Here is a 20,757-nt window from a genome sequence, read left to right on the forward strand (position 1 = left end):
AAAAATACATGAAATTAAATAAAAATCGAATTAATTTAACTTCATTTTCGTTTATTGACAAGTGGGTAATGATTCGTAACCTTCTAAGAGCTTCTTCTTCTTCTTCTTCTTCTTCTTCTTCTTCTTCTTCTAGAAAATAAGGGTTTTAGAGTCTTGCCACTCAGATACATATACGTTACTTTAGGTTTTTTACATAAAAAACACCAGAACTATAATCCTGGTGTTAATGATTTTAATAACTAACCTAAAAACTTATTATAAATAAGGATCTTATTATCTAGATTCAGGCATCGTCGAAGCTACAGTTGTACTTGGGTTTGCATTCTCTTGCGGAGTATCACTCAAAGTAAATGTTAAATTGCCTATATAAGGAGTATCACCACTTACTTGACTGACAATAACTTTATTTAAACCTTGTTGTAAATTCAAGGTTCTTTTAGAACCTGTTGTGATACCACTAGTCTCACTAGAACTTGTATCAATTTGTCCTAATTTACTTCAACTACCTAAACTTTTAACAGTAATGCTTACCGCATTAGAATCATTACTACTATCTGTAGAGAATTTTATGCTTCTAGTTGTAGTAGTATCACTACTACCAGCTGAATAAATATAAGTACTATGAATACTGTATTCACCAGTTTTTGGAACATTAACATAAATTGTTAATGTTCTACTATCATTATCTTGAGCTGGAGATGTATTATTGTTGCTTGGAGTTGGACTAACGTTTCTTATTTGAGCACCACCGATAAATCCAACTAAATAAGCGGGTTCAGATGTTGGCATTGCATCATTCACAGTGTAATTACTTAGTTGGTAAAATAACATACTATAGTTAGTACCCAAACTATAACCGTTTAATAGATTAACTGTAACAGAATTATCGCTGGTTACATCATTACCAAAAATGCTATTAGAGATCTTGTTAGCATTATCTGAATTAGAGGTTAAGTACATATTCCCAATCATAGGAGCTACTTTTGCAGGATCACCTGTTGGAAGACTAAATTCGATCTTGTTTGCACCAAACTTTAAATCTGTTAATGTGATTTTCGCTACATTAATATCACTAACAGATGGAGTTTTACCATTATAAGTATCACCTTCATCAAAAGTAATAGCAGTTGCTTCTGGTGCATCATTTAATTTATATTGAAGCGCGACATTACCTGAATCACCTGATTTAACTAATTTATAAGGGAAATATAAATAACCTGTTGAAGGACCGTAATAATTAAATGTTAAGGTATATTTTGCATCAGTCCCAACTAAACCATAAATTCATGAAACATCAGTTACCGGTTTATCTGTATTAAGAATATTATCGTTAGATGTTCAAGCTTTTCTTTGAGCAAAACTCCAGTTAGGAGTCATATTAGATCCTGATGTTACATCAACACTGTAACCTACAAAACTGTAGTTACCAGGTTGATCCATATTGTTAGTTACACCTGTCAGTTGAGTTTTAACTAAAGCTTGTTTAACATAACTTGTGGCTAAAGCGTCAGCATTAGTCTTTCACCCATCAAGTGCACTAAGAGCATCTTTGATATCTTTATTTGCTTTACTAACATTATCAGCAGCAAGACTAGTGGTTCTAGAAATAGAATCTAATTTTTGATCAATTATTCCAGTACCTACATCAAACAATGAAATTAATTTATTTTTAATAGCACTGTATTTATCTTCAGACAATCCATCTAAAGTAGTTGCTTTAGATTGTAATGTAACTTTTAATTCATTATATGCAGTTACTAAAGCTTGGTTATTATTGTCAAAAGCTTTTTTATCGGTTGCAGCTTTATCAATTGCTGCTTGTAATGCAGTTTGTAATGACTTCACTTCGTCTAAAGATGCGTTAGTATTTTCTGATGCATCTTTAGTTGTTTTATATGCTGTTTTTAATGCATTTTGAATTTGAGCATAGTCAGAATATAAATTAACGTTATTGTTTTCGGTGTCAAGCAAATTGTTTAATGCTTGCCTAGCAGAAGCTAATTGTTGGGCAGGATCGTTCGCCTTTGCACCACCACTTGAAGGATTGTTCATTCCTGCACCACTTTTTGAAGTAGCATTTTCATTTGGTGTCTCGCCTGACATATTTCTACTATTACTAGAAGAGTTCTGGTTAGTATTAGTAGAACTTGACTTAGTAACCTGTGAAACTCTTTGGGTACAGCTTGCAGCCGCTAACATAACAAACGAACCAACACCTAATAAACCAACGAACTTTATAATATTTTTATTTTTCATAAGAATAAGATCGATTTAGCTTTATTTTCCTTACGGATGTCTTTCTTTCCTTAACTTTAGCGTCTAAGAGATTCTTCTTCTTCTTCTTCTTCTTCTTCTTCTTCTTCTTCTAGAAAATAAGGGTTTTGGCTTATAACTGTCAACTTTTAAAAAAGTAACTTCCCTTTTTAAATAAAAAAAGCACCAGAACTGTTAATGCTGATGCTTACAATTCATAACTTACTTAGAATCTTGTCAAAGATAAATAATTTTTTTATCTAGATTCAGGAGTAACTGAACCTCCCTCTGCATTATTCTCATTCGTATTATTTACTGCATTCACTTGCGGAGTATCACTTAAAGTAAATGTTAAATTGCCTATATAAGGAGTATCACCACTTACTTGACTGACAATAACTTTATTTAAACCTTGTTGTAAATTTAAGGTTCTTTTAGAACCTGTTGTGATACCACTAGTATCACTAGAGCTTGTATCAATTTTTCCTAATATACTTCAACTACCTAAACTCTTAACAGTGATACTTACAGCATTAGTATCATTACTACTGTCTGTAGAGAATTTTATACTTCTTGTTCCAGTAGTGTTGTTATTTCCTGCTGAATAAATATAAGTACTATGAATACTATACTCACCTGTTTTTGGAGCATTAACATAAATTGTTAATGTTCTACTTGAACCATTAGTTATCGGATTTCTATTGAAATTGACATAATTTGATTGTGCAGTAGTATTATTAGCAATACGTTCCCCCGAACCACCAATAAATCCAACTAAATAAGCAGGCTTATTAGTTTGCATTACACTGTTTTCAGTGTAATTACTAAGTCGATAAAATAGCATACTATAGTTAGCACCAAGACTATAGCCATTTAATAGATCAACTGAAACAGAATCATCTTGTGATGTATTGTTACCAAAGATGTTGTCATAAATCTGATCAGCATTATCTGAATTAGAAGTTAGATACATGTTACCAATCATTGGAGCTACTTTAGTAGAATCACTTGTTGGAACACTAAATTCAATGGTGTTTGCACCAAAGTTTAAGTTAGGTAATGCAACTTTAGCTACATTAATATCACCAACTGTTGGAGTTTTACCATTATCAGTTCCCATATCTCCAAAAGTAATCTCAGTTGGATTAGGTGCATTATTTAACTTGTATTGCAATCCAACATTATCACCAGTTTTAACTAACTTATAAGGAAAATATAAGTAACCTGTTGAAGATCCGTAGTAATTAAAAGTTAAAGTATATTTTGCATTAGTTCCAGCTATCCCATAAATCCATGAGATATCAGTTACTGGTTGAGGTGAATTAAAAATATTCTCATTACTCGTTCAAGCTTTTCTTTGGGCAAAACTTCAGTTAGGGTGAGCACTTGAATCGCTTGTTACATCAACACTATAACCAGCAAAGCTGTAATTACCAGGTTGAACCGTATTATTAGAATCAATACCTGTTAGTTTATCCTTAACTAAAGCTTGTTTGATATAGCTCGTAGCTAAAGCATTAGCATTAGTCTTTCAACTATCAAGTGCGCTAAGAGCATCCTTGATATCTTTGTTTGCTTTAACAACAGTATTTGCAGCTAGATTAGTTCCAGAAATAGAATCTAATTTTTGATTGATTATTCCAGCACCTACATCATACAATGAATCTAATTCATGTTTAATACCACTGTATCGTTCTTCAGTCAATCCTTCTAATGTTGTTGTTTTAGATTGTAATGTAGTCTTTAGTTCATTATATGCAGTTACTAAAGCGCGATTATTATTATCAAAAGTTTGTTTATCAGTTGCAGCTTTATTAATAGCTGCTTGTAGTGTTGTTTCTATAGATTTAATTTCAGCTAATGTTGCATTGGTATTTTTAGATGCATTTTTAGCAGTTTTATATGCTGATCTTAAATCACTTAGAATTTGGCCATAATCAGAATACAAGTTAATGTTGTTATTTTCAGTGCCAATTAAATCGATTAGTGTTTGTCTAGGAGTTGCTAATGGTTGATCAGTAGTATTAGTTTTTGCACCACTGCGCGAAACATTATTCATTTCTGCACTACTACCTGAATTAGTGTTGTTATTAGACGATGTGTTAGAAGTGTTGTCTGTATCACTTGTAGTTTTTGAATTAGAGGTTAGGGTAATATTTTTAGTACAACTTGTAGCTGCTAACATTACAAATGAACCAACACCTAATAAACTAACGAACTTGATAATGTTCTTTTTATTCATGAAAGTTAAATTGAAGGTTTAATATAACTCGAATCTATTAATTTAAATATACAAAATTTAATAAAACAAATTTATTTACTTTGTTCTGCTTATAGAAGTTCACTTTTAGTTTTCAATAAAAAACATCAGAATTATTGATTCTGATGTTAATTACTTAGCTTAACTAATCTAACTTCTTATTCTGAAATAAACGATTTTATCAACAATCCTATGAAGGATTTAAACTACATTTGATTAGGTTCTGCATTCCCTTGTGTAGAGTTTTTTAAAGTAAATACTAGATTACCAATATAAGGAGTGTCACCACTACTTACTCCACCGATATCAATTTTGTTTAAACCTTTTTTAAGGTTTAAAGTCATATTTGTTGTACTTGATCCATTAGCAATATTTGTATTATTAGATGTATCAAATTTCCCTAAAGTGTTTCAGTCGGTTTGTCCCATAATATTTAACATTAAAGAATTACTACTAGCTTCACCAGTACTCTTGTTAGAGAAACTTATCATTCTGTTTTGATTTGTTAAATACGAACCACCAACATAATAATCTCCATCTTTTGGAGCATTAACATATACAGTTAATGATCTATTAGCACCATTGGTGTTAGGTAATCTATTAGATCCTGAAATAGCTGGTTGATCTTCACGACCTGCACTACCACCAATATAACCAACTAAATAAATAGGGTTATTAGATGGAGCTTGGTGTAAACCAGTAAACTGTCTAACATATATCGAATAGCTTGCAGATAAACTATATCCATTTAATATGTCTACAGTTACAGAATTGTTATCAGACAAACTGTTACCAAAGATACTATCGTAGATCTCATCTGTACTATTTTGATTAGAGGTTAAGTACATATTTCCAATCATTGGAGCTACCATATTATCACCATTAGGAACACTAAACTCAACAGTGTTTTTACCAAATTTTAAGTTTGTTAAAGTGATTTTAGCAACTTTAATGTCGTCTACTGTTGGTGTTGGGTTTGTTTGGGTAGCAACAGCCATGTTTTGATTTGAATCTGAAGCTTGATCAGAAGAAGGCGCTTCCGCTGCTCTACTAGCTGGTTGAGCAGATGTAGCAGTTGGCATAAATGAAATTGGTGTTTCACTACCTTCATTTAATTTATATTGAAGACCTACTTTAGTACTTTGACTATTGTCAACTAATTTATAAGGGAAGTATAAATAACCTGTAGATGGTCCATAATAAGTAAAATCTAACGTATATTTAGTCCCCATTCCATTTAGGTTATAGATTCATGAAACATCTGTAAGAGGAATAGATTCTTGATTTTCACCTGTAGTAGTTTGTGTTGCTAATGGAGCAGTCAGAGTACCCCAAACTTTTCTTTGTGCAAAGTTTCAACCTGGTGGCGTGGTGTTGGCAGAAGTTGGGTTAGCACTAAAAGCGACAAAACTGTAATTACCTGGTTGTTGACTAGTATTACTCGCACCAGTTCCTGTAGTTATTTGAGTTTTAGATAACGGATTCTTTTCATAGTTAGAGAACTTGTCAGCATTTTGCATCCATTCTTGCAGTTTACCAAGATCATCTTTTATATCTTGATCTGCTTTAACAATAGTGTCTGCGGCAAGATCAGTTCCAGGAATAGAATCTAATTTTTGACTTATTATTCCACTACCTATATCTAATGCTTTAATAACATGATCTTTGATACCACTATATTTATCTACAGATAAAGTTGATAAAGTAGTTTCTTTAGATAACAATGTAGTTTTTAAATCATTGTAAGCAGTTACTAAAGCTTTGTTTTCATTATCAAAAGTTTGTTTATTAGTTGCAGCTGTCTGAAGCGCAGTTCGCAGTGATGCTTCTGCAGATTTCAGATTCTCTAATGTTGAATCTGAGTTATTTGCTACATTTTTTGCATTATCATATGCTGATTTTAAAGCACTTTCAATTTTGGCATAATCAGAATATGTAGTAATGTTAGTAGTTTCTGTATTAAGTAAATCAGTTAATGATTTTTTAGCAGATGCTAATTGTTGAATAGAAGGATCAACCATACCTTGATCGTTTGTTGGATTACTATTTACTCCAGACATGTTGTCTGTCATATCTCTACCATTATTAGAAGAGTTTGGGTTAGTAGCATTTGGGTCGGAAGTAGTAGTACCAGATTTTGGAACCGGCGTAATTGCTTGAGTACAGCTAGCAGCTGCTAGCATAACAAAAGATCCAATACCTAATAAACTAACAAACTTTAATACGTTTTTTCTTTTCATGTTAAGTTAAACTAATTAATTTCGTAAACTTAAATAAATTAAGTAAACGATATTGAAAGTTCAATAAAGAACAAATTTAGATTTATTGTCTTTATTATCGCTTAAGAAAATTTGTTCGCAACTCCCAATTTTCCTAGGAACTTCTTCTTCTTCTTCTTCTTCTAGAAAATAAGGGTTTTGTAGTTTACTTCTGAGCTCAAAAATGACACTTTCAGTTCACAAAAGAACAAAAAAAACTATTTACAAGTTCTTGTAATAATAATTATTTTTTAGTTACTTGTTTGAACTCTTATTTAATTACCATTATTAGCAGACGGATTAGCAGCTTCACCCATCAACGTAAATGTTAAGTTGCCTATAAAAGGTGTATCTTTACCATCAACACTCGTTATAACAATTTTATTTAAACCTTTCTGTAAGTTTAAGGTTTTATTAGAGTTCTGTGAAATAACAGTCGTAAGTGTTGATGAAGTATCAAAAGTTTTTAATGTCTCAAAGTTTGTATCTGACATTACAGTAATTGCTACAGAATTAGTAGACTTATCTTTAGCTTCAAATCTTACTGATCTTGGTTCTCTTTGAGTAGTAATATATGATCCACTAATATAATAATTTCCAGCTTGTGGAGCATTTACATAGATTGTGAATGTTCTTTCTCCATCATTCTTGTTTGGATTATCTTTAGAGTTAGTAAACTCTGATATCATTTTGTTTTGAAAACGCGTTTGAGCACCACCAATAAACCCTACTAAATAAACAGGTTTAGAGATTTGGTTATTGTCTTGCATTAAATTTTTGAATTGTTGAACAAAAATATTGTAGCTAGTAGCAAGACTATAACCTTTTAATAAATCAACAGTTACAGCTGTTGGATCGGTTTCCTTGTTATAGGTGTTACCAAACATATCAGAATAGATCTTATCTTTATTCTCTACTTTATCAGATGAAGTAATATACATATTACCAATCATTGGAGCTACCTTACCTGATGGAACACTAAATTCAACTGTGTTTGAATTGAATTTTAGATTTGATAAAGCGATTTTAGCGACCTTAATATCATCAACCGTTGGTGTTGAATTCATGTGAGCGGAACTAGGCATAGCTTGGCTTTCGCCACCAGAATCATCACTTGCACCAGCCCCTGAACTTTCTGCAAAACTAATTTGCTGAGCTTCACCACCATTTAAGCTATATTGAAGTCCGACAGTACTTGAATCTCCAGTTTTAACCAACTTATAAGGGAAATATAAATAAGCCGTTTGTTGCTGAGCTCCAAAGTAACGGAAGTTCAATGTATATTTAGCATTATCACCAGCCAAACTGTAAATTCAAGAAACATCTGTTAAAGGAGTAACTGGTTTATTTTCATCATCAGCTACTGCAGGTGCTAAATGATCAACTAAACTACTTCATACTTGTCTTTTAGCAAAACTTCAATTTGCATTATCTACATCAACACTATAACCAACAAAACTGTAATTACCAGGTTGTTCTGCAGTTTGACTAACTCCAGTTAAATCTTTTTTAACTAGAGTTTGTTTAATAAAACTATTAACTAAATTATCAGCATTTTGTTTTCAAGCATTATTTCTCATAATGGCATTAGCAAGAGGTTGACTAATGTCCATTACACTCTTAGCTTGGGGAATGTTGCCTGTAATAGGGTCTAAAGTGGTTTTAACAATAGCTTTAGCTTGAGAATATAAGGCAACAAGGTTTTCTTTAATTGCAGAATAGTTAGCTTCTTCAACAGAAGCTAAAATAGTATCTTCTACCTTTAGTGATTCTTTTAAACTATTATATGCAGTTACTAATGCACTGTTTTTAGTATCAAAATCTGTTTTAGCTTTCTCAGCAGTAGAAATGGCCGATTCTAGTACTGTTGTAGCATCTTTAAGATTTTGAGTAGTTGAAGCTGTATCGTCTAGAACGTCTTTAGCAGTATCATATGCTTTTATTAAAGTATCTTGAATCTTTGCATAATCAACATACATTTGAATATTCTGATTTTTGGTATCAAGTAATAATGATAAAGCAGTTTTAGCAGCTGCTAATTCTTGACTAGGATCAGTAGGAGTTGTAGGAGTTGATCCTGAATTAGGATTTTGATTTGTATTGTTAGGTTGAGTACAGCTTGCAGCTGCTAACATCACAAAAGAACCAGCACTTAATAAACTAACAAACTTCAATATATTTCTTCTTTTCATTTCTAGTTAAACCAATTAATTGAAAATAATTCGAAAACGTTAAAGTTAGTATATATTAAGTTCAGTGAAAAGTATCTTTAATTCTTTTTTCTCTATAGAGAACTTATCTTAGCTTTAGATTCCAAGGAATCCTCCTTTTAAAATAAGAAGTTTTTCTTTTCGTTTTTTTATCCAAAAAGCTCTATTTAGCTTTTTATACAAAGCATCACCAAAATCCTTTTACAGATTCTGGTGATGTTAAAACTATATATTTTGCAAGGTCCCAAGAGCTCATCTACATGAAACTACACCTACAAAACTATTGATAAGTTATTAATAATTAATTTGAAGAAATGCTTATGATTCCATTCCCATTTTCATTCGCATTCGTCTAAGACCTTTTAGCGCTTTAAGACCTTTAAGACCTTTATTAAGCGTATTAAGACCTTTAAGTCCTTCAAATACATTCGCTAATTTAAGTCCAGCAATTGATTTTGAAAGACCTTCACTAACTATAGTCACCTGAATAACTCCAGGAGAGTTCCCATCAATAGGAACTAGAGTCTTATCAACAATATTCTTAGCTTGTTTAAACAAAGCAACTAGTGCTAGTTTAACTTTTGCATCTTTAACAGTTTCTAAAATTGTTGTTTCTTGTTCTAATGCGGTCTTTAAATCTTCATATTCATCTACTAATTTACTATTAGCTCTGTCAAAATCAGATTTATCTTTAGCTGCATTGTTAATTTCTGTTTGTAAAACACTAGTAGCGTCGATAAGATTTTGTGTAGTTGAACTAGAACTATCAAGAACGCGTCTAGCTGAATCATATGCTCTTGATAGTTTATCTTTGATTTTTGCATAATCATCATACAGTCCAGTGTTTTGAGCTTTAGAAGCAAGTAGTGTTACTAAAGAACTTCTAGCAGCTGTTGCATCTCTTTCAGAAGTGTCCATTCTTCTTTCAAAACTAGGTTCATTAGCACGACTACTAGGTTCAGTAGCAGAAGTGGTGTTTTGAGACGGAGCAGTTTCTTTAGTACAGCTTGCAGCTGTTAAGGTTACAAACGAACCAATACTTAATAAACTAACAAATTTTAATACGTTTTTTCTTTTCATTTTCACTTAAAGATAAAGCAATAAAATACGCTTATACGTATTAAACAAATTACGTATGTTGCGTAAATTATTGATTTAAAAATATATAAAGTTATATAGACTTGATTATCATCTAGAAGCTCTAAAATTCGCATCTAAACGAATAAGAGCTTCTTCTTCTTCTTCTTCTTCTTCTTCTAGAAATAAAGGGTTTTACGATTTTTGGGGTGTGTACATGGTTAAATTGTTCCTCTTTTAATAAATAAAAATACCAGAATCTTTTATGGTTCTGGTATTTATTATTTTGGATAACTAGCTTGTTACTTTATTTGAATATAAATATTAGGCTAATATTTGTGATCCCACTTACATGTTCTCACTTCCAGCATCATTTGTTGGAGCATTATTTAAAGTAAATGTTAAATTACCTATAAAAGGAGTATCATTATTTCCACTAATAATTATCTTATTAAGACCTTTCTTAAGGTTTAAAGCACTCTTTTGATTACTCATAACAACACTAGTACCCATATCACCTGTATTAAATCTTTCTAATGTACTAAAACTTGTTGTTGATGTAACATTAATTGTTACTGCATTAGCAGTATCACCTGTTTGAAATTTTAATGATCTTTGCATCATAGATGATATATAAGATCCACTAATATAATAATCACCAACTTGTGGGGCATTTACATAGATTGTATAAGTTCTATTTTGTCTCATTCCTGCTGGAGTTTTAATTGGACTTCTGACACTAGAGGCTAGAACTCTTTCACTAGGTCCAGCAATAAATCCAACTAAATAACTTGGAGTGTCAGTATGTGAATTTGAAGATGATTCACCTGCTCTCATTAGATTTTTAAATTCACCTACATATATTGATCAAGCAGAAGTAAGACCATATCCTTTTAATAGATCAACTGTTACAGAGGTATCGTTTTCGTTTGTATTTCCAAAGATTTCATTATATATTTTATCTTCACTTTCAGAATTTGAAGTAAGATACATATTACCGATCATTGGAGATACTTTAGCGGGCATATCTGTTGGAAGGCTAAATTCTAATGTATTTTCACCAAAGATTAAATCTGTTAATTTAATTTTTGCTACATTGATATCACTTACTGTTGGAATAGGATTTGTTGCATTATTAGAAGTTGTCATTTCATCAGCAACTGGAGTTTCGGGTGTCATTCCAGATTCAGGAGCGCTATCAGGAGAAGTTTCACCATGGCTTGGAACAGAATTAGCAGAGGCAGTTTGAGTGGATTGGAAATTTATAGCTTTTGGGTTAGAATCATTTAATTTGTATTGAAGCGCTAGAGAACTTGAATCAGCATTTTTAACTAATTTATAAGGAAAATATAAATAGGCTATCGATGGTCCATAATAAGTAAACTTTAATGTGTATTTAGTTCCTTCTCCAGCGAAACTATAGATTCAAGAAACATCAGTAGATAAAACAGGAGAGGCAACTGGACTAGTTGTACCTCTGTCGCTCATTCAAACTTTTCTTTGAACAAAACTTAAGTTTTGTAAATTTGATCCAGTTACGTCTGCACTATAACCTACAAAACTTCAGTTTGATGGTTGAGCTTGATTTTGTGCTGAATCAGTCCCTCTTGTTAATTGAGCTTCAGATAACCGGTTCTTTTTAAAATTATCAAACTCGTCTGCGTTTTGCTTTCATTTCGCTAAATTTTCAAGAGCATCTTTTATATCTTGATTAGCTTTAGTAATATTTTCAACTCCAAGGTTTTCTCCCATCAAAGAATCTAATTTATGAGTTAATATTCCACTACCTACATCAAATACTGAACTAACTTTATTTTTAATAGCGCTGTATTTATTTTCAGACAATCCATCTAATGAAACTTTATTAGATTGCAATGTAGTCTTTAGTTCGTTGTACGCAGTTACTAAAGGTTGATTAGCGCTATCAAATGCTCGTTTTTCGCTTTCTGCCTTACTAATAGCTGTCTTTAGAGTAGTTTCTACAGATTTAATATCTTCTAATGTAGCGTTAGCATTTTCTGACTCTTTTTTAGCAGTTTCATACGCTGATTTTAAAGTATTTTGAATCACAGCATAATCTGAATACAAGGCGATGTTGTTAGATTCTGTATTCAGTAAATCTGTTAATGCTTGCCTAGCAGCTGCTAATTGTTGTTCGGGGGTATTCATTTCTTGACTATCGCCTGAACTAGGATCGCTGTCAGACATTCTGTCAGTCATGGTTGTTCTGCTACTAGATGAATCTTGATTACTAGTGGATGTGCTTGAATTAGTGACAGGTACAATCGATTGAGTACAACTTGCAGCAGCTAAGGAAACAAACGAACCTACACCTAATAAACTAACGAACTTTAAAATGCTTTTACTTTTCACTTAAAGTTAAATTAACGACTCTGCGGATATCGCAAATTCATTAAAAGTAAATATATAAGTTCAATAAGGAACAAATTTAGCTTTATTGTCTTTTGAGGGGGGATTGTCCGTGTCGCTAAGCCGTCTAAGAGCTTCTTCTTCTTCTTCTTCTTCTTCTTCTTCTTCTTCTAGAAAATAAAGGTTTTAAATGTTTTAAATTGTATACAAAATCCAGACGTCCATAAAATAAGGTTTTTCACAAAATTAAAAAACATGAAACTTGTACTTAAACAAATTTCATGTTTTATTGATTAATATTCGTATTAAATTATCTTAATTTTTTGAAAACGAATTGTTTACCTGCTTGACTTAATAAAGTACCTTCAGCTTGTTGGAATGAACCAGCAATAATAGCTGATTTATGACTTAAAGCTGTATCAGGATTATTATCAGTTGTTAGAATAGGTAATAATTTAGAATCACCTTCTACAGAACTCTTAAATGTTCTTAATTCATCACCTTTAATTTTTCAATTCATTCTAGTAGCTTCTGGTAATAAAGTAGAAGTTCCTGCTAAAACACCAACGTATTGCATGATTACAGCAGCTTTGTTAGCTTCTGTAGTTGTCACTAATTGTTCGGCTGAAATTTGTTTCATAGTTGTTGCAGCTGCTGCTGGAGTTGGAGTAGGCGCAACAGGTGATCCTTCTGCTTCTTTCATCATCACTGTTTCCATCATTGGTGACATATTGTTCATAGCTTCCCCGTTCATAGTTCCAGTTGTTCCCGGAGTTCCAGGTGATTGATCTCCTGATGGTTGACCATTTGCTGGAGTTTCGCCTGGTTTTTCAGCCATTTCTTCTTTAGCAGCAGCACCTTGACCTTCAACTGCAGTTTGTTTAGTTTTCTCAAACAAATCGTTTAAGTTAGGTAGATAAGCTAACCCTGCATTTGATAATGAAACACCACCATTAGCTAAAGTAGCTAAGTTATTTCATCCATATCCATAAAAACCATTAACTGGTTGACCTTTTTCAATTGCTTGAAGTGTTGAATCAACAGCAACATCTAAAGCTTTAATAGTTGAAAAAGCAATTGTCTTACCACCAGGTGCACCCGCTAATAATTGAGTTGTTGCTAAATTTTCTTGAGCTGTATCAACCCCAATTAATTGTGCGTGGTGAGTGTCTCTATTAGATAAAATAACGTTTTGACTAATGGCTGTTTGAGGTCCAGCAATTGGATAAATTAATGAAGCACCATTTTGTAACAATTGCGTAGTAATTGTTGTTGCTCTTTGTTCTGTTGCATTAAATGAAGTAGATATATCAGCTGGTAAACTATCACGATTACCACTATTAGCCATAGCATTAGAACTTACTCAAGATAGTTTCTTAAATCCTTCAACTCTTGGTTGAATGTAAGTGTTAAAAAATAATGCACCCATTCTAAAACCATTTAAAAAACTAATTGTTGATGGTAATGGTAAACCTACATAAGCACCAATTCCATAAGTATCTTCATTATCAACTTTTGTAGTTCTAAAGAAGTTGCTATTCTTATTTACTAAAACCCCAGCAGCAACACCTGTTAAAAAGGCAGCACTTTCAGTTTGGAAAGTGATCGCTGAAATATTAGTACCATTTTTCTTACTAATAACACCATCAACAAAGATAAAACCAAAGTCTTTGAATTCATTATATAAAGCTCTGTTATCAAGAATTTGGTTTAATGCTGGTTCTTGGTTGAAACCAGTAGCTACAGCTACAAATGAACCTTCATTTTTAATTTGTCGATAAGTATTAATTCTTGAGTCATCTGTAGTACCTGGTCGTTTTCAAACCCCATTATTAACTGATAAACTAGTATCATTAGCTGGAGGAAGAGTGATATTATATACAGATTTATAGAAGTCTCTAATTCCATTATATGAAGTTTCTGAGAAAGATTGGTCAGCTAAAGTTGAGCTATTATCTGACACTACTAACTGAACAGAAGATTCATATGTTAATGATGAAGCAGCACCACAAGAAGCTAGCAAACCTCCAGTGATCGAAGCTACACCAGCAATACCTAAAGCAATCGTGATCTTTTTAACTTTAGTTTTATTTGTCATAAAATTTTATCTACCTTAATTAAATTAAAATTTAAATCTAATCAAGGTTATAGATGTCTATAACTCAATTAGATTAAATTAACTATATTATGTAATATATTTCGTATTTTGATCAAGAAAAAAGTAAATGAGTTCAAATTTTGGCTTATTGCTTTTTGTTTTTAATTAGTTGCTTATTTTCAAAAGCACCTTTTAAACTAAACGAATCAGCATAATCGATTGAAGAATTGTATGGTAAACCCATACCCAAACGATAGATTTCTAACTCGAAATCATTTAGTAAAAAACGTAAATAATTCGCTGTTGTTTGTCCATCTTGGGTAAAGTTGGTAGCTATAATCACCTTTTGAATTTTTTGCTTTCTTATTTGATCTATTAATAGATCAAAATTGATCTCTTCAACGATTCTTTTATTCTTTTTAGAAATCTCATGATTAAGAATAAAATACTTACCATGGTAAGCTTGAGATTCTTCAATCACATTTAAATCATCAAAAAAACTAACGATGCACAGTTCATCGTTATTTCTTGATTCATCTGAACAGATACTACAGATCGAGCGATTACTTCAACCCTGACACATCTCACAGATCTTGATTGATAACTTCGCTCTTTTTAAGACATCAATCAGATCATAAACATAACGATCTGATTTAGTCATTAAGTATTGAGTGATCTTTTTAGCTTGTTTCTTACTAACACTTGGTAGATCACTAATCTGTTCTACTAGATTATTAAACTCGTTCAGATCTAGATCTGATGCCATATTTACTAAAATCCAGGGAATTTAATTGGTGGAGTAATTGAGTTAGATAACTCATCTCTTTTCTTTTCAAGATCAGATACTGCTTCATTGATTGCTTCAGTTATCATATCTTGTAAAGTATCTGGATCTTCTGGATCAATTAGATCTTTATTGATATCAAGTTTCACAATTTTTAAATTGCCTTTAAGAGTTGTTTTAATTAATTTCTTGTATTCGTATTCGTATTCTTTTTCTTCAAATTCTGCAAGCTTCTTTTCCATTTCGCGTTGCATCTTTTTCATTTGGTTAGCTAAATTTTGAAAGTTCATATTTTTCTTTTTAATTAATATTTAAGAATTACTTATCTAATAATTCACTTAAGATTTCAGCTTGAGTTTTTTGCTTTTTAATTGTTCTTAATTTGTTAACATCAAGCGACTCATACAGATCATTATAATAGTTTATTATATCTAAATCTTTAATCTTTTGTGTTTGCTTAAAGATTGGTTTCATAACATCTTCTGTTACAGCAAACACATAGATCTCTTTATCAAAGATATGGTTAATCGTATGAACTTTGCTATTGTTATAGCTTTGTTCATTAATTAGTTCTTCAACGTTTGGATCCTCTAAAAGAACTATAGCGGCTTTATCAGTTACCATAAACACTTTTGATCCAGTTAAATATAGATCAACATTGTCATAAAAGGAATCTTCTTTGTTATCACCCTTTTTAAATTTATCTTGAGCATTTAAGAAGTTTTGTTGAAGTTCTTTGTTAAATAAATTCTTATCCTTTAAAACGTTAAAGATAATTGCCATTAAATAATCTTTTGTTTTGTTTGGATCTAGACTAATGTCTAATTCAGTATCAGGTGTTGGTTCTGGTAAGACTTGTTCATCTTTAGAAGATGAATTTTTAGTTTTCTTGGTTTTAGGTTGTTCATCAGCTTGGTCAACTTTGACAACTTTTTCTTTTTTATCTTCTGTCTTGGTTGCTATTTGCGGTTGAACTTCTTCTACTTTTTCAAGTTCCTTGGATTCTTCAATTGGTTTTACTTTTGTAACAGACTTACTTTTAACTGTAACTTCAGGAGTAACTGAACTTTTTAAGTTGCTGGCTTCTACATTCCCTGAACTTTGTTGAATTGGATTTTGTTCTAGATAATCAAACACTGCTAACAACAAACTTTCTTTAATATTACTTTGCAAAGTTCTTGTTGATAATAACCCATTGATCATCTCAGACAAACCTAAAAGTTTAATGTTTCTTAAACTAATCGTTTTAACTTGTTCTTCATTTAAAACTTTTAACAAACTAACCTTCTTAGTTTTTTGATAGACTAACAGATCGATTAAAATCGCTAATACATCTTGAATAAATAAAACGAAGTTACTTCCTTTAGCTTCAATATCGTTTAATAGATTAATTAGTTTTTCAACATCACCTTGATTAATCAGTTCTAAAAACTCTAATTTAACTTCTAAGTTAATAAGTCCAAATGTTTCATTAATTTTATCTACAGTTATCTTCTTAGTTTTTTCATAAGCAAGTTGTTGCAAAATACTTAATGCATCACGAGCAGATCCAGCAGCAAAATCAGCAATCTTGTCAATTGCCGCATCTTCAATCTTAATCTTTTCTTGCTTAACAACATTGTTTAAAACATCAACAAGATCATTTCTATCTAACTTCTTAAAATTAAAACTTTGACAACGTGAAACAACTGTTAATGGAATCTTATGAAATTCTGTTGTGGCAAAAATAAACACAACATGTTTAGGAGGTTCTTCTAATGTTTTTAATAAAGCATTTCATGCCCCATTACTTAACATATGTCCTTCATCTAAGATGTACACTTTCTTAGATAAATTAATTGGTGCATAATTGATTGCATCAATGATCTTTCTAATCTCATCAACACCGTTATTAGTAGCAGCATCTAATTCATAAATATCTTGAGACTTATTCTCATTAATTAATTCACAAGCAGAACATTGATTACATACATCACCATCTTTTTTATTTAAACAGTTATATGCTTTAGCTAATATCTTTGAGATTGATGTTTTACCAATTCCTCTTGAACCTTGAAAGATATAAGCAGTAGCTAATTGGTCATTAGCACTTGCTTTTAATAAGATATTGGTAATGTGTGATTGACCAATAATACTTGATAAATTATTAGGTCGATATTTTTGATAGAAATTTATCATAGATTTTTTAGAGTTTTTTAGTTAAGTATTAAGAGCGAAGATATTTTAGAGCTCTCTTATTAATAATTATTGTTATTCTCGACATATAAGAAAATTAGCTTTAACTAAGCTAATTTTCTATAGATATTAATTATTCAAGTAATTTGATTGCTTTTGAAATTCTTGAAAGTAGAACTGGGTAAGAAACTAAGCTAACGATTTCAAAGAAAACACTGAATGATAAGAATGTTTTTAATGAATCGAAGTCGTAACTGTAAACCTTCTTGAGCGATCCGATTTGACTGCTTGTAAGTACACACGCTAGTGCTAAGAACCGATAAGTTGAACTTACAACCACATAAACTATCACCACTGCAACAAGGATTGCGTTAAACATATCTAAGCTGATCTTTAAAGTTGTGGTAATGTCAAGTACTTTAAAGTGGTGAAGGATAAATAATACAGCTAGAGCTAATACCCCTAATGAAAGAAGTAGTGAGAAGATTCCAACAAAGATTGATCCAATCCCAAATTTCTTTAATCTAGTTAATCTTCAGATTTCATATTGATTATCGAATCTAGATACTTCGTAATCTGCGGTTGGTTCTTCTTGTTGAACTGTTTGTTGAGTTACAGCAAGAACAGCTTTAGATTCTTTTTTCTCTTGTTGTTTTTCAAGTTCAGCCTCATCTACAGGCACTAGATTAGTTGCTTGCTTTTTACGCATGAACTCTTCAAGCGTCATTCCACTAGGATGAGTAGCAACTTTTTTAGTCGGTTCAACCTTATCAGTTGGTTTAGTTTCAGCAGTAGGTTGAACTTCTTCAGTTGGTTCAGGTTCTGGACTAACAGCTGGTTCTTCTTGTTTTACCTCTTCAGCTGGTTGAGTTTCTACCGCAGGTGCTTGTTCTGTTGCGCTTGGTTCATTTTGACTTGGTGAACTTTGTTCGCTTAAACTTGAATTTAAGTCTTTTAAACTAGCTTGTTGATTTTGATTATTTGAAAAATCACGAAGTGATGTGATTGGTGCTTCGTTTTGTGCTTCCTCATCAACTGAAGTAGTTTCATCTTGAGGAACAAAATCTCTTAATGATGAAGCTGGTTTTGGATTTGGTTTAGGTTGATTTAAAGGTTGTTGATTTGCACTCTGTGGAGTTCTAGGTTGTTGCCCTGGTTTTGGCCCTGTACCTAACTTATTTAAAATGTTAAGTGTATTGTTAGGATTAGGGTTTGGATTAATTGTTCTATTATTATTTAAAGGTTGACCATTTAAATTTGGATTAGGTCTTGGATTTAAATTACGATTTAAATTGTTAGGATTTAAATTACCTGGTTGGCTAGGTAACCTATTTTGAGGATTTGGATTTGGTCTAGGACCATTTGGGTTTGGATTTGGACCAACTTTAGCATTAGGTTGTTGTGGTTGAGGATTTAAACCTGGAGCAGGTTTAGCCGGCATACGGTTTGCTGCTGGCACTCCTTCTTTTTTAGCATTAGTTCTAACAATTTGTGCCTGAGCTTGATAAATATTGTTATTAGGTCCAGCTGGCTGCTTATTAGCTAAATTTACTGATGGCCTAATAACTTGTTGTAGATTACTATTTTTATCCAATGCAGGGTTCGTTTTTTGATTCATATACTTAGAACAACTAATATTACTATATATTAAATTAATTAAAAAATAAGACAATTAGTCTCCTAATTATCTTTAAAATATTGAATTGCTTTTTGTGTTATCTGACGCCCCTTGGAGGTTTTTTTAATCAGATTCATTTTAAGTAAATATGGCTCGATTTTGGACTCGATTGTAAAACAATCAATTCCACTTATTAATGAAAGCGATTTTAAACCAAGATAGAGCTTTGGATTATCGTCAAACGACTTAAGGTATTCTAGATCTAGATTTGATAAACCAAACTGATAGATGTTCAATTTTTCAAGAATTGATTTAATTGAAATCTTTTTATCAAACAACTTAAAATCAATCACACGCTTATAGATTCTTAAAGCATTTCGCGGTGTTCCTTTAGAATGTTCTGCAATTTGAATCATTTCATCTTGTGTTAACTTAATTTTTTCTTTAGCGTTTATTGATTTGATAATCTCAAAGATCTCATCATCTTGATAATAATCAAGTTGTAACAGAATTCCAAACCGTTCTTCTAATGGATCGATGATTCTTCCATACATAGTTGTTGCACCAATTAATGTAAATGGAGGTAATTTCATCCTTGTAAATTTCGAATTAAATTCTTTACCGATCAAAATATCAACAACATAATCTTCCATGATTGGAAACAACAATTCCATAATTGTTGGTGGCAATGAATGAATCTCGTCAATAAACAAAACATCATTTTTTGATAACAACGAAAACGCATTTAGCAAATCTGCAGGTTTTTGAATCTGTGATGCTTGCAAAATCTTGATTTTAGATTTTAATTCATTAGCAATAATCTGAGCCAACGATGTTTTGCCAACACCAGGAGGTCCATAAAATAGCACATGGTCTAATGCTTTATTTTGACTAATCGAGGCATTAATAAAAGTTAATAGCTTTTGTTTTAGTTCATTCTTACCAATAAATTCATCGAAATTATTTGGTCTAGCTAATTTCACTTGTTCTTAAGCCTATTTGTTTAATGATTACTGCTACTAGATCTGCTGAATCATTAATTGATTCATTTTTTAAATCAAGTTCAGCTAGTGCTGTTTTAATTTGATCTTCTTTATAACCTAGATTAATTAAACAATCAATTGCTTCAATCACAAGTTCAGATAACAATTCATCATCACTTGAGTCTTTATTATCATTATCGTCTAAACCATCATCTCTAGAAGGTGAGCCTTTATCAGTACCCATAATCTGATTCTTAAAATAATGTTTATCAGCAACATCTGAAGCTAACAACATTGTTGCCACCTTCTTATTAATGTTTTCTAATCTTAATAAACCATTTAAGTCATTATTCTTAATTAAGGCTAATACATCTTCTTGTTTATTAACCATGACATTCATGGCAGTCTTAGGTCCTACTCCATTAATTGATAAGAGTGCTTTAAATCATTCTTTTTCTTTTAAACTCTTGAATGCATACAGTTCCTTATTAATAGCATTGTTTTGCGCTAAAAATGTCATCTCGTGTAAGAAGACTAAAACATTATTATCAGTTCGACTAAAACCACTATTTGGTTTTACATTTACCCAATAACCTCAGTTATTGGCAACAAACAACATCTTTGTGTTGGTAACGTATTCTATTTTTGCGTATACAGAAGTGATCATATCT

General features: G+C 31.6%; 14 protein-coding genes. 1 reads left to right on the forward strand and 13 read right to left on the reverse strand.

What is annotated here, in order from left to right:
• Positions 1 to 8: 8 nt before the first annotated feature.
• Complete coding sequence (locus tag H3143_RS03525) at positions 9 to 140, forward strand: hypothetical protein (protein ID WP_267128822.1); 132 nt, start codon at positions 9 to 11, stop codon at positions 138 to 140.
• A gap of 133 nt (positions 141 to 273) precedes the next feature.
• On the opposite strand, the gene H3143_RS02930 is transcribed toward H3143_RS03525, so the two are convergent.
• From H3143_RS02930 to ruvA, 13 genes are all read right to left on the reverse strand, one after another.
• Positions 274 to 2,256 (reverse strand): hypothetical protein, encoded by a 1,983-nt coding sequence (locus H3143_RS02930; RefSeq protein ID WP_182078714.1) that lies wholly within the window; start codon positions 2,254 to 2,256, stop codon positions 274 to 276.
• 253 nt (positions 2,257 to 2,509) lie between these two features.
• Positions 2,510 to 4,495 (reverse strand): FIVAR domain-containing protein, encoded by a 1,986-nt coding sequence (locus H3143_RS02935; protein ID WP_182078715.1) that lies wholly within the window; start codon positions 4,493 to 4,495, stop codon positions 2,510 to 2,512.
• 224 nt (positions 4,496 to 4,719) lie between these two features.
• A complete protein-coding gene (locus H3143_RS02940; protein WP_182078716.1) occupies positions 4,720 to 6,753 on the reverse strand; it encodes a hypothetical protein in 2,034 nt (677 codons plus the stop codon).
• A gap of 293 nt (positions 6,754 to 7,046) precedes the next feature.
• The gene (locus H3143_RS02945; RefSeq protein ID WP_182078717.1) at positions 7,047 to 8,963 is read right to left on the reverse strand and encodes an FIVAR domain-containing protein; all 1,917 of its coding nucleotides are present in this window, start codon (positions 8,961 to 8,963) and stop codon (positions 7,047 to 7,049) included.
• 336 nt (positions 8,964 to 9,299) lie between these two features.
• The gene (locus H3143_RS02950; protein WP_182078718.1) at positions 9,300 to 10,061 is read right to left on the reverse strand and encodes an FIVAR domain-containing protein; all 762 of its coding nucleotides are present in this window, start codon (positions 10,059 to 10,061) and stop codon (positions 9,300 to 9,302) included.
• 345 nt (positions 10,062 to 10,406) lie between these two features.
• Positions 10,407 to 12,431, reverse strand: a complete 2,025-nt coding sequence (locus tag H3143_RS02955) for an FIVAR domain-containing protein (RefSeq protein ID WP_182078719.1) — start codon at positions 12,429 to 12,431, stop codon at positions 10,407 to 10,409.
• Positions 12,432 to 12,738: 307 nt separating this feature from the next.
• Positions 12,739 to 14,526 carry a BMP family ABC transporter substrate-binding protein gene (locus tag H3143_RS02960; RefSeq protein WP_182078720.1) on the reverse strand — a complete coding sequence of 596 codons (1,788 nt, stop codon included), beginning with the start codon at positions 14,524 to 14,526 and terminating at the stop codon, positions 12,739 to 12,741.
• Between the two features lie 145 nt (positions 14,527 to 14,671).
• Positions 14,672 to 15,292, reverse strand: a complete 621-nt coding sequence (locus tag H3143_RS02965) for a toprim domain-containing protein (protein ID WP_182078721.1) — start codon at positions 15,290 to 15,292, stop codon at positions 14,672 to 14,674.
• A gap of 5 nt (positions 15,293 to 15,297) precedes the next feature.
• The gene (locus H3143_RS02970; protein WP_182078722.1) at positions 15,298 to 15,600 is read right to left on the reverse strand and encodes a YbaB/EbfC family nucleoid-associated protein; all 303 of its coding nucleotides are present in this window, start codon (positions 15,598 to 15,600) and stop codon (positions 15,298 to 15,300) included.
• Positions 15,601 to 15,628: 28 nt separating this feature from the next.
• Positions 15,629 to 17,488 carry a DNA polymerase III subunit gamma/tau gene (dnaX, locus tag H3143_RS02975; protein WP_182078723.1) on the reverse strand — a complete coding sequence of 620 codons (1,860 nt, stop codon included), beginning with the start codon at positions 17,486 to 17,488 and terminating at the stop codon, positions 15,629 to 15,631.
• Between the two features lie 130 nt (positions 17,489 to 17,618).
• A complete protein-coding gene (locus H3143_RS02980) occupies positions 17,619 to 19,103 on the reverse strand; it encodes a hypothetical protein (protein ID WP_228444780.1) in 1,485 nt (494 codons plus the stop codon).
• 62 nt (positions 19,104 to 19,165) lie between these two features.
• Positions 19,166 to 20,086 carry a Holliday junction branch migration DNA helicase RuvB gene (ruvB, locus tag H3143_RS02985; RefSeq protein WP_182078725.1) on the reverse strand — a complete coding sequence of 307 codons (921 nt, stop codon included), beginning with the start codon at positions 20,084 to 20,086 and terminating at the stop codon, positions 19,166 to 19,168.
• Positions 20,073 to 20,753 (reverse strand): Holliday junction branch migration protein RuvA, encoded by a 681-nt coding sequence (gene ruvA, locus H3143_RS02990; RefSeq protein ID WP_182078726.1) that lies wholly within the window; start codon positions 20,751 to 20,753, stop codon positions 20,073 to 20,075. Before ruvA ends, ruvB begins: the two co-directional genes overlap by 14 nt.
• Positions 20,754 to 20,757 lie beyond the last annotated feature (4 nt).

The sequence above is a fragment of the Mycoplasma tullyi genome (genome assembly GCF_014068355.1).
In the GTDB taxonomy this organism is placed as follows: Bacteria; Bacillota_I; Bacilli_A; order Mycoplasmatales; family Mycoplasmoidaceae; genus Mycoplasmoides; species Mycoplasmoides tullyi.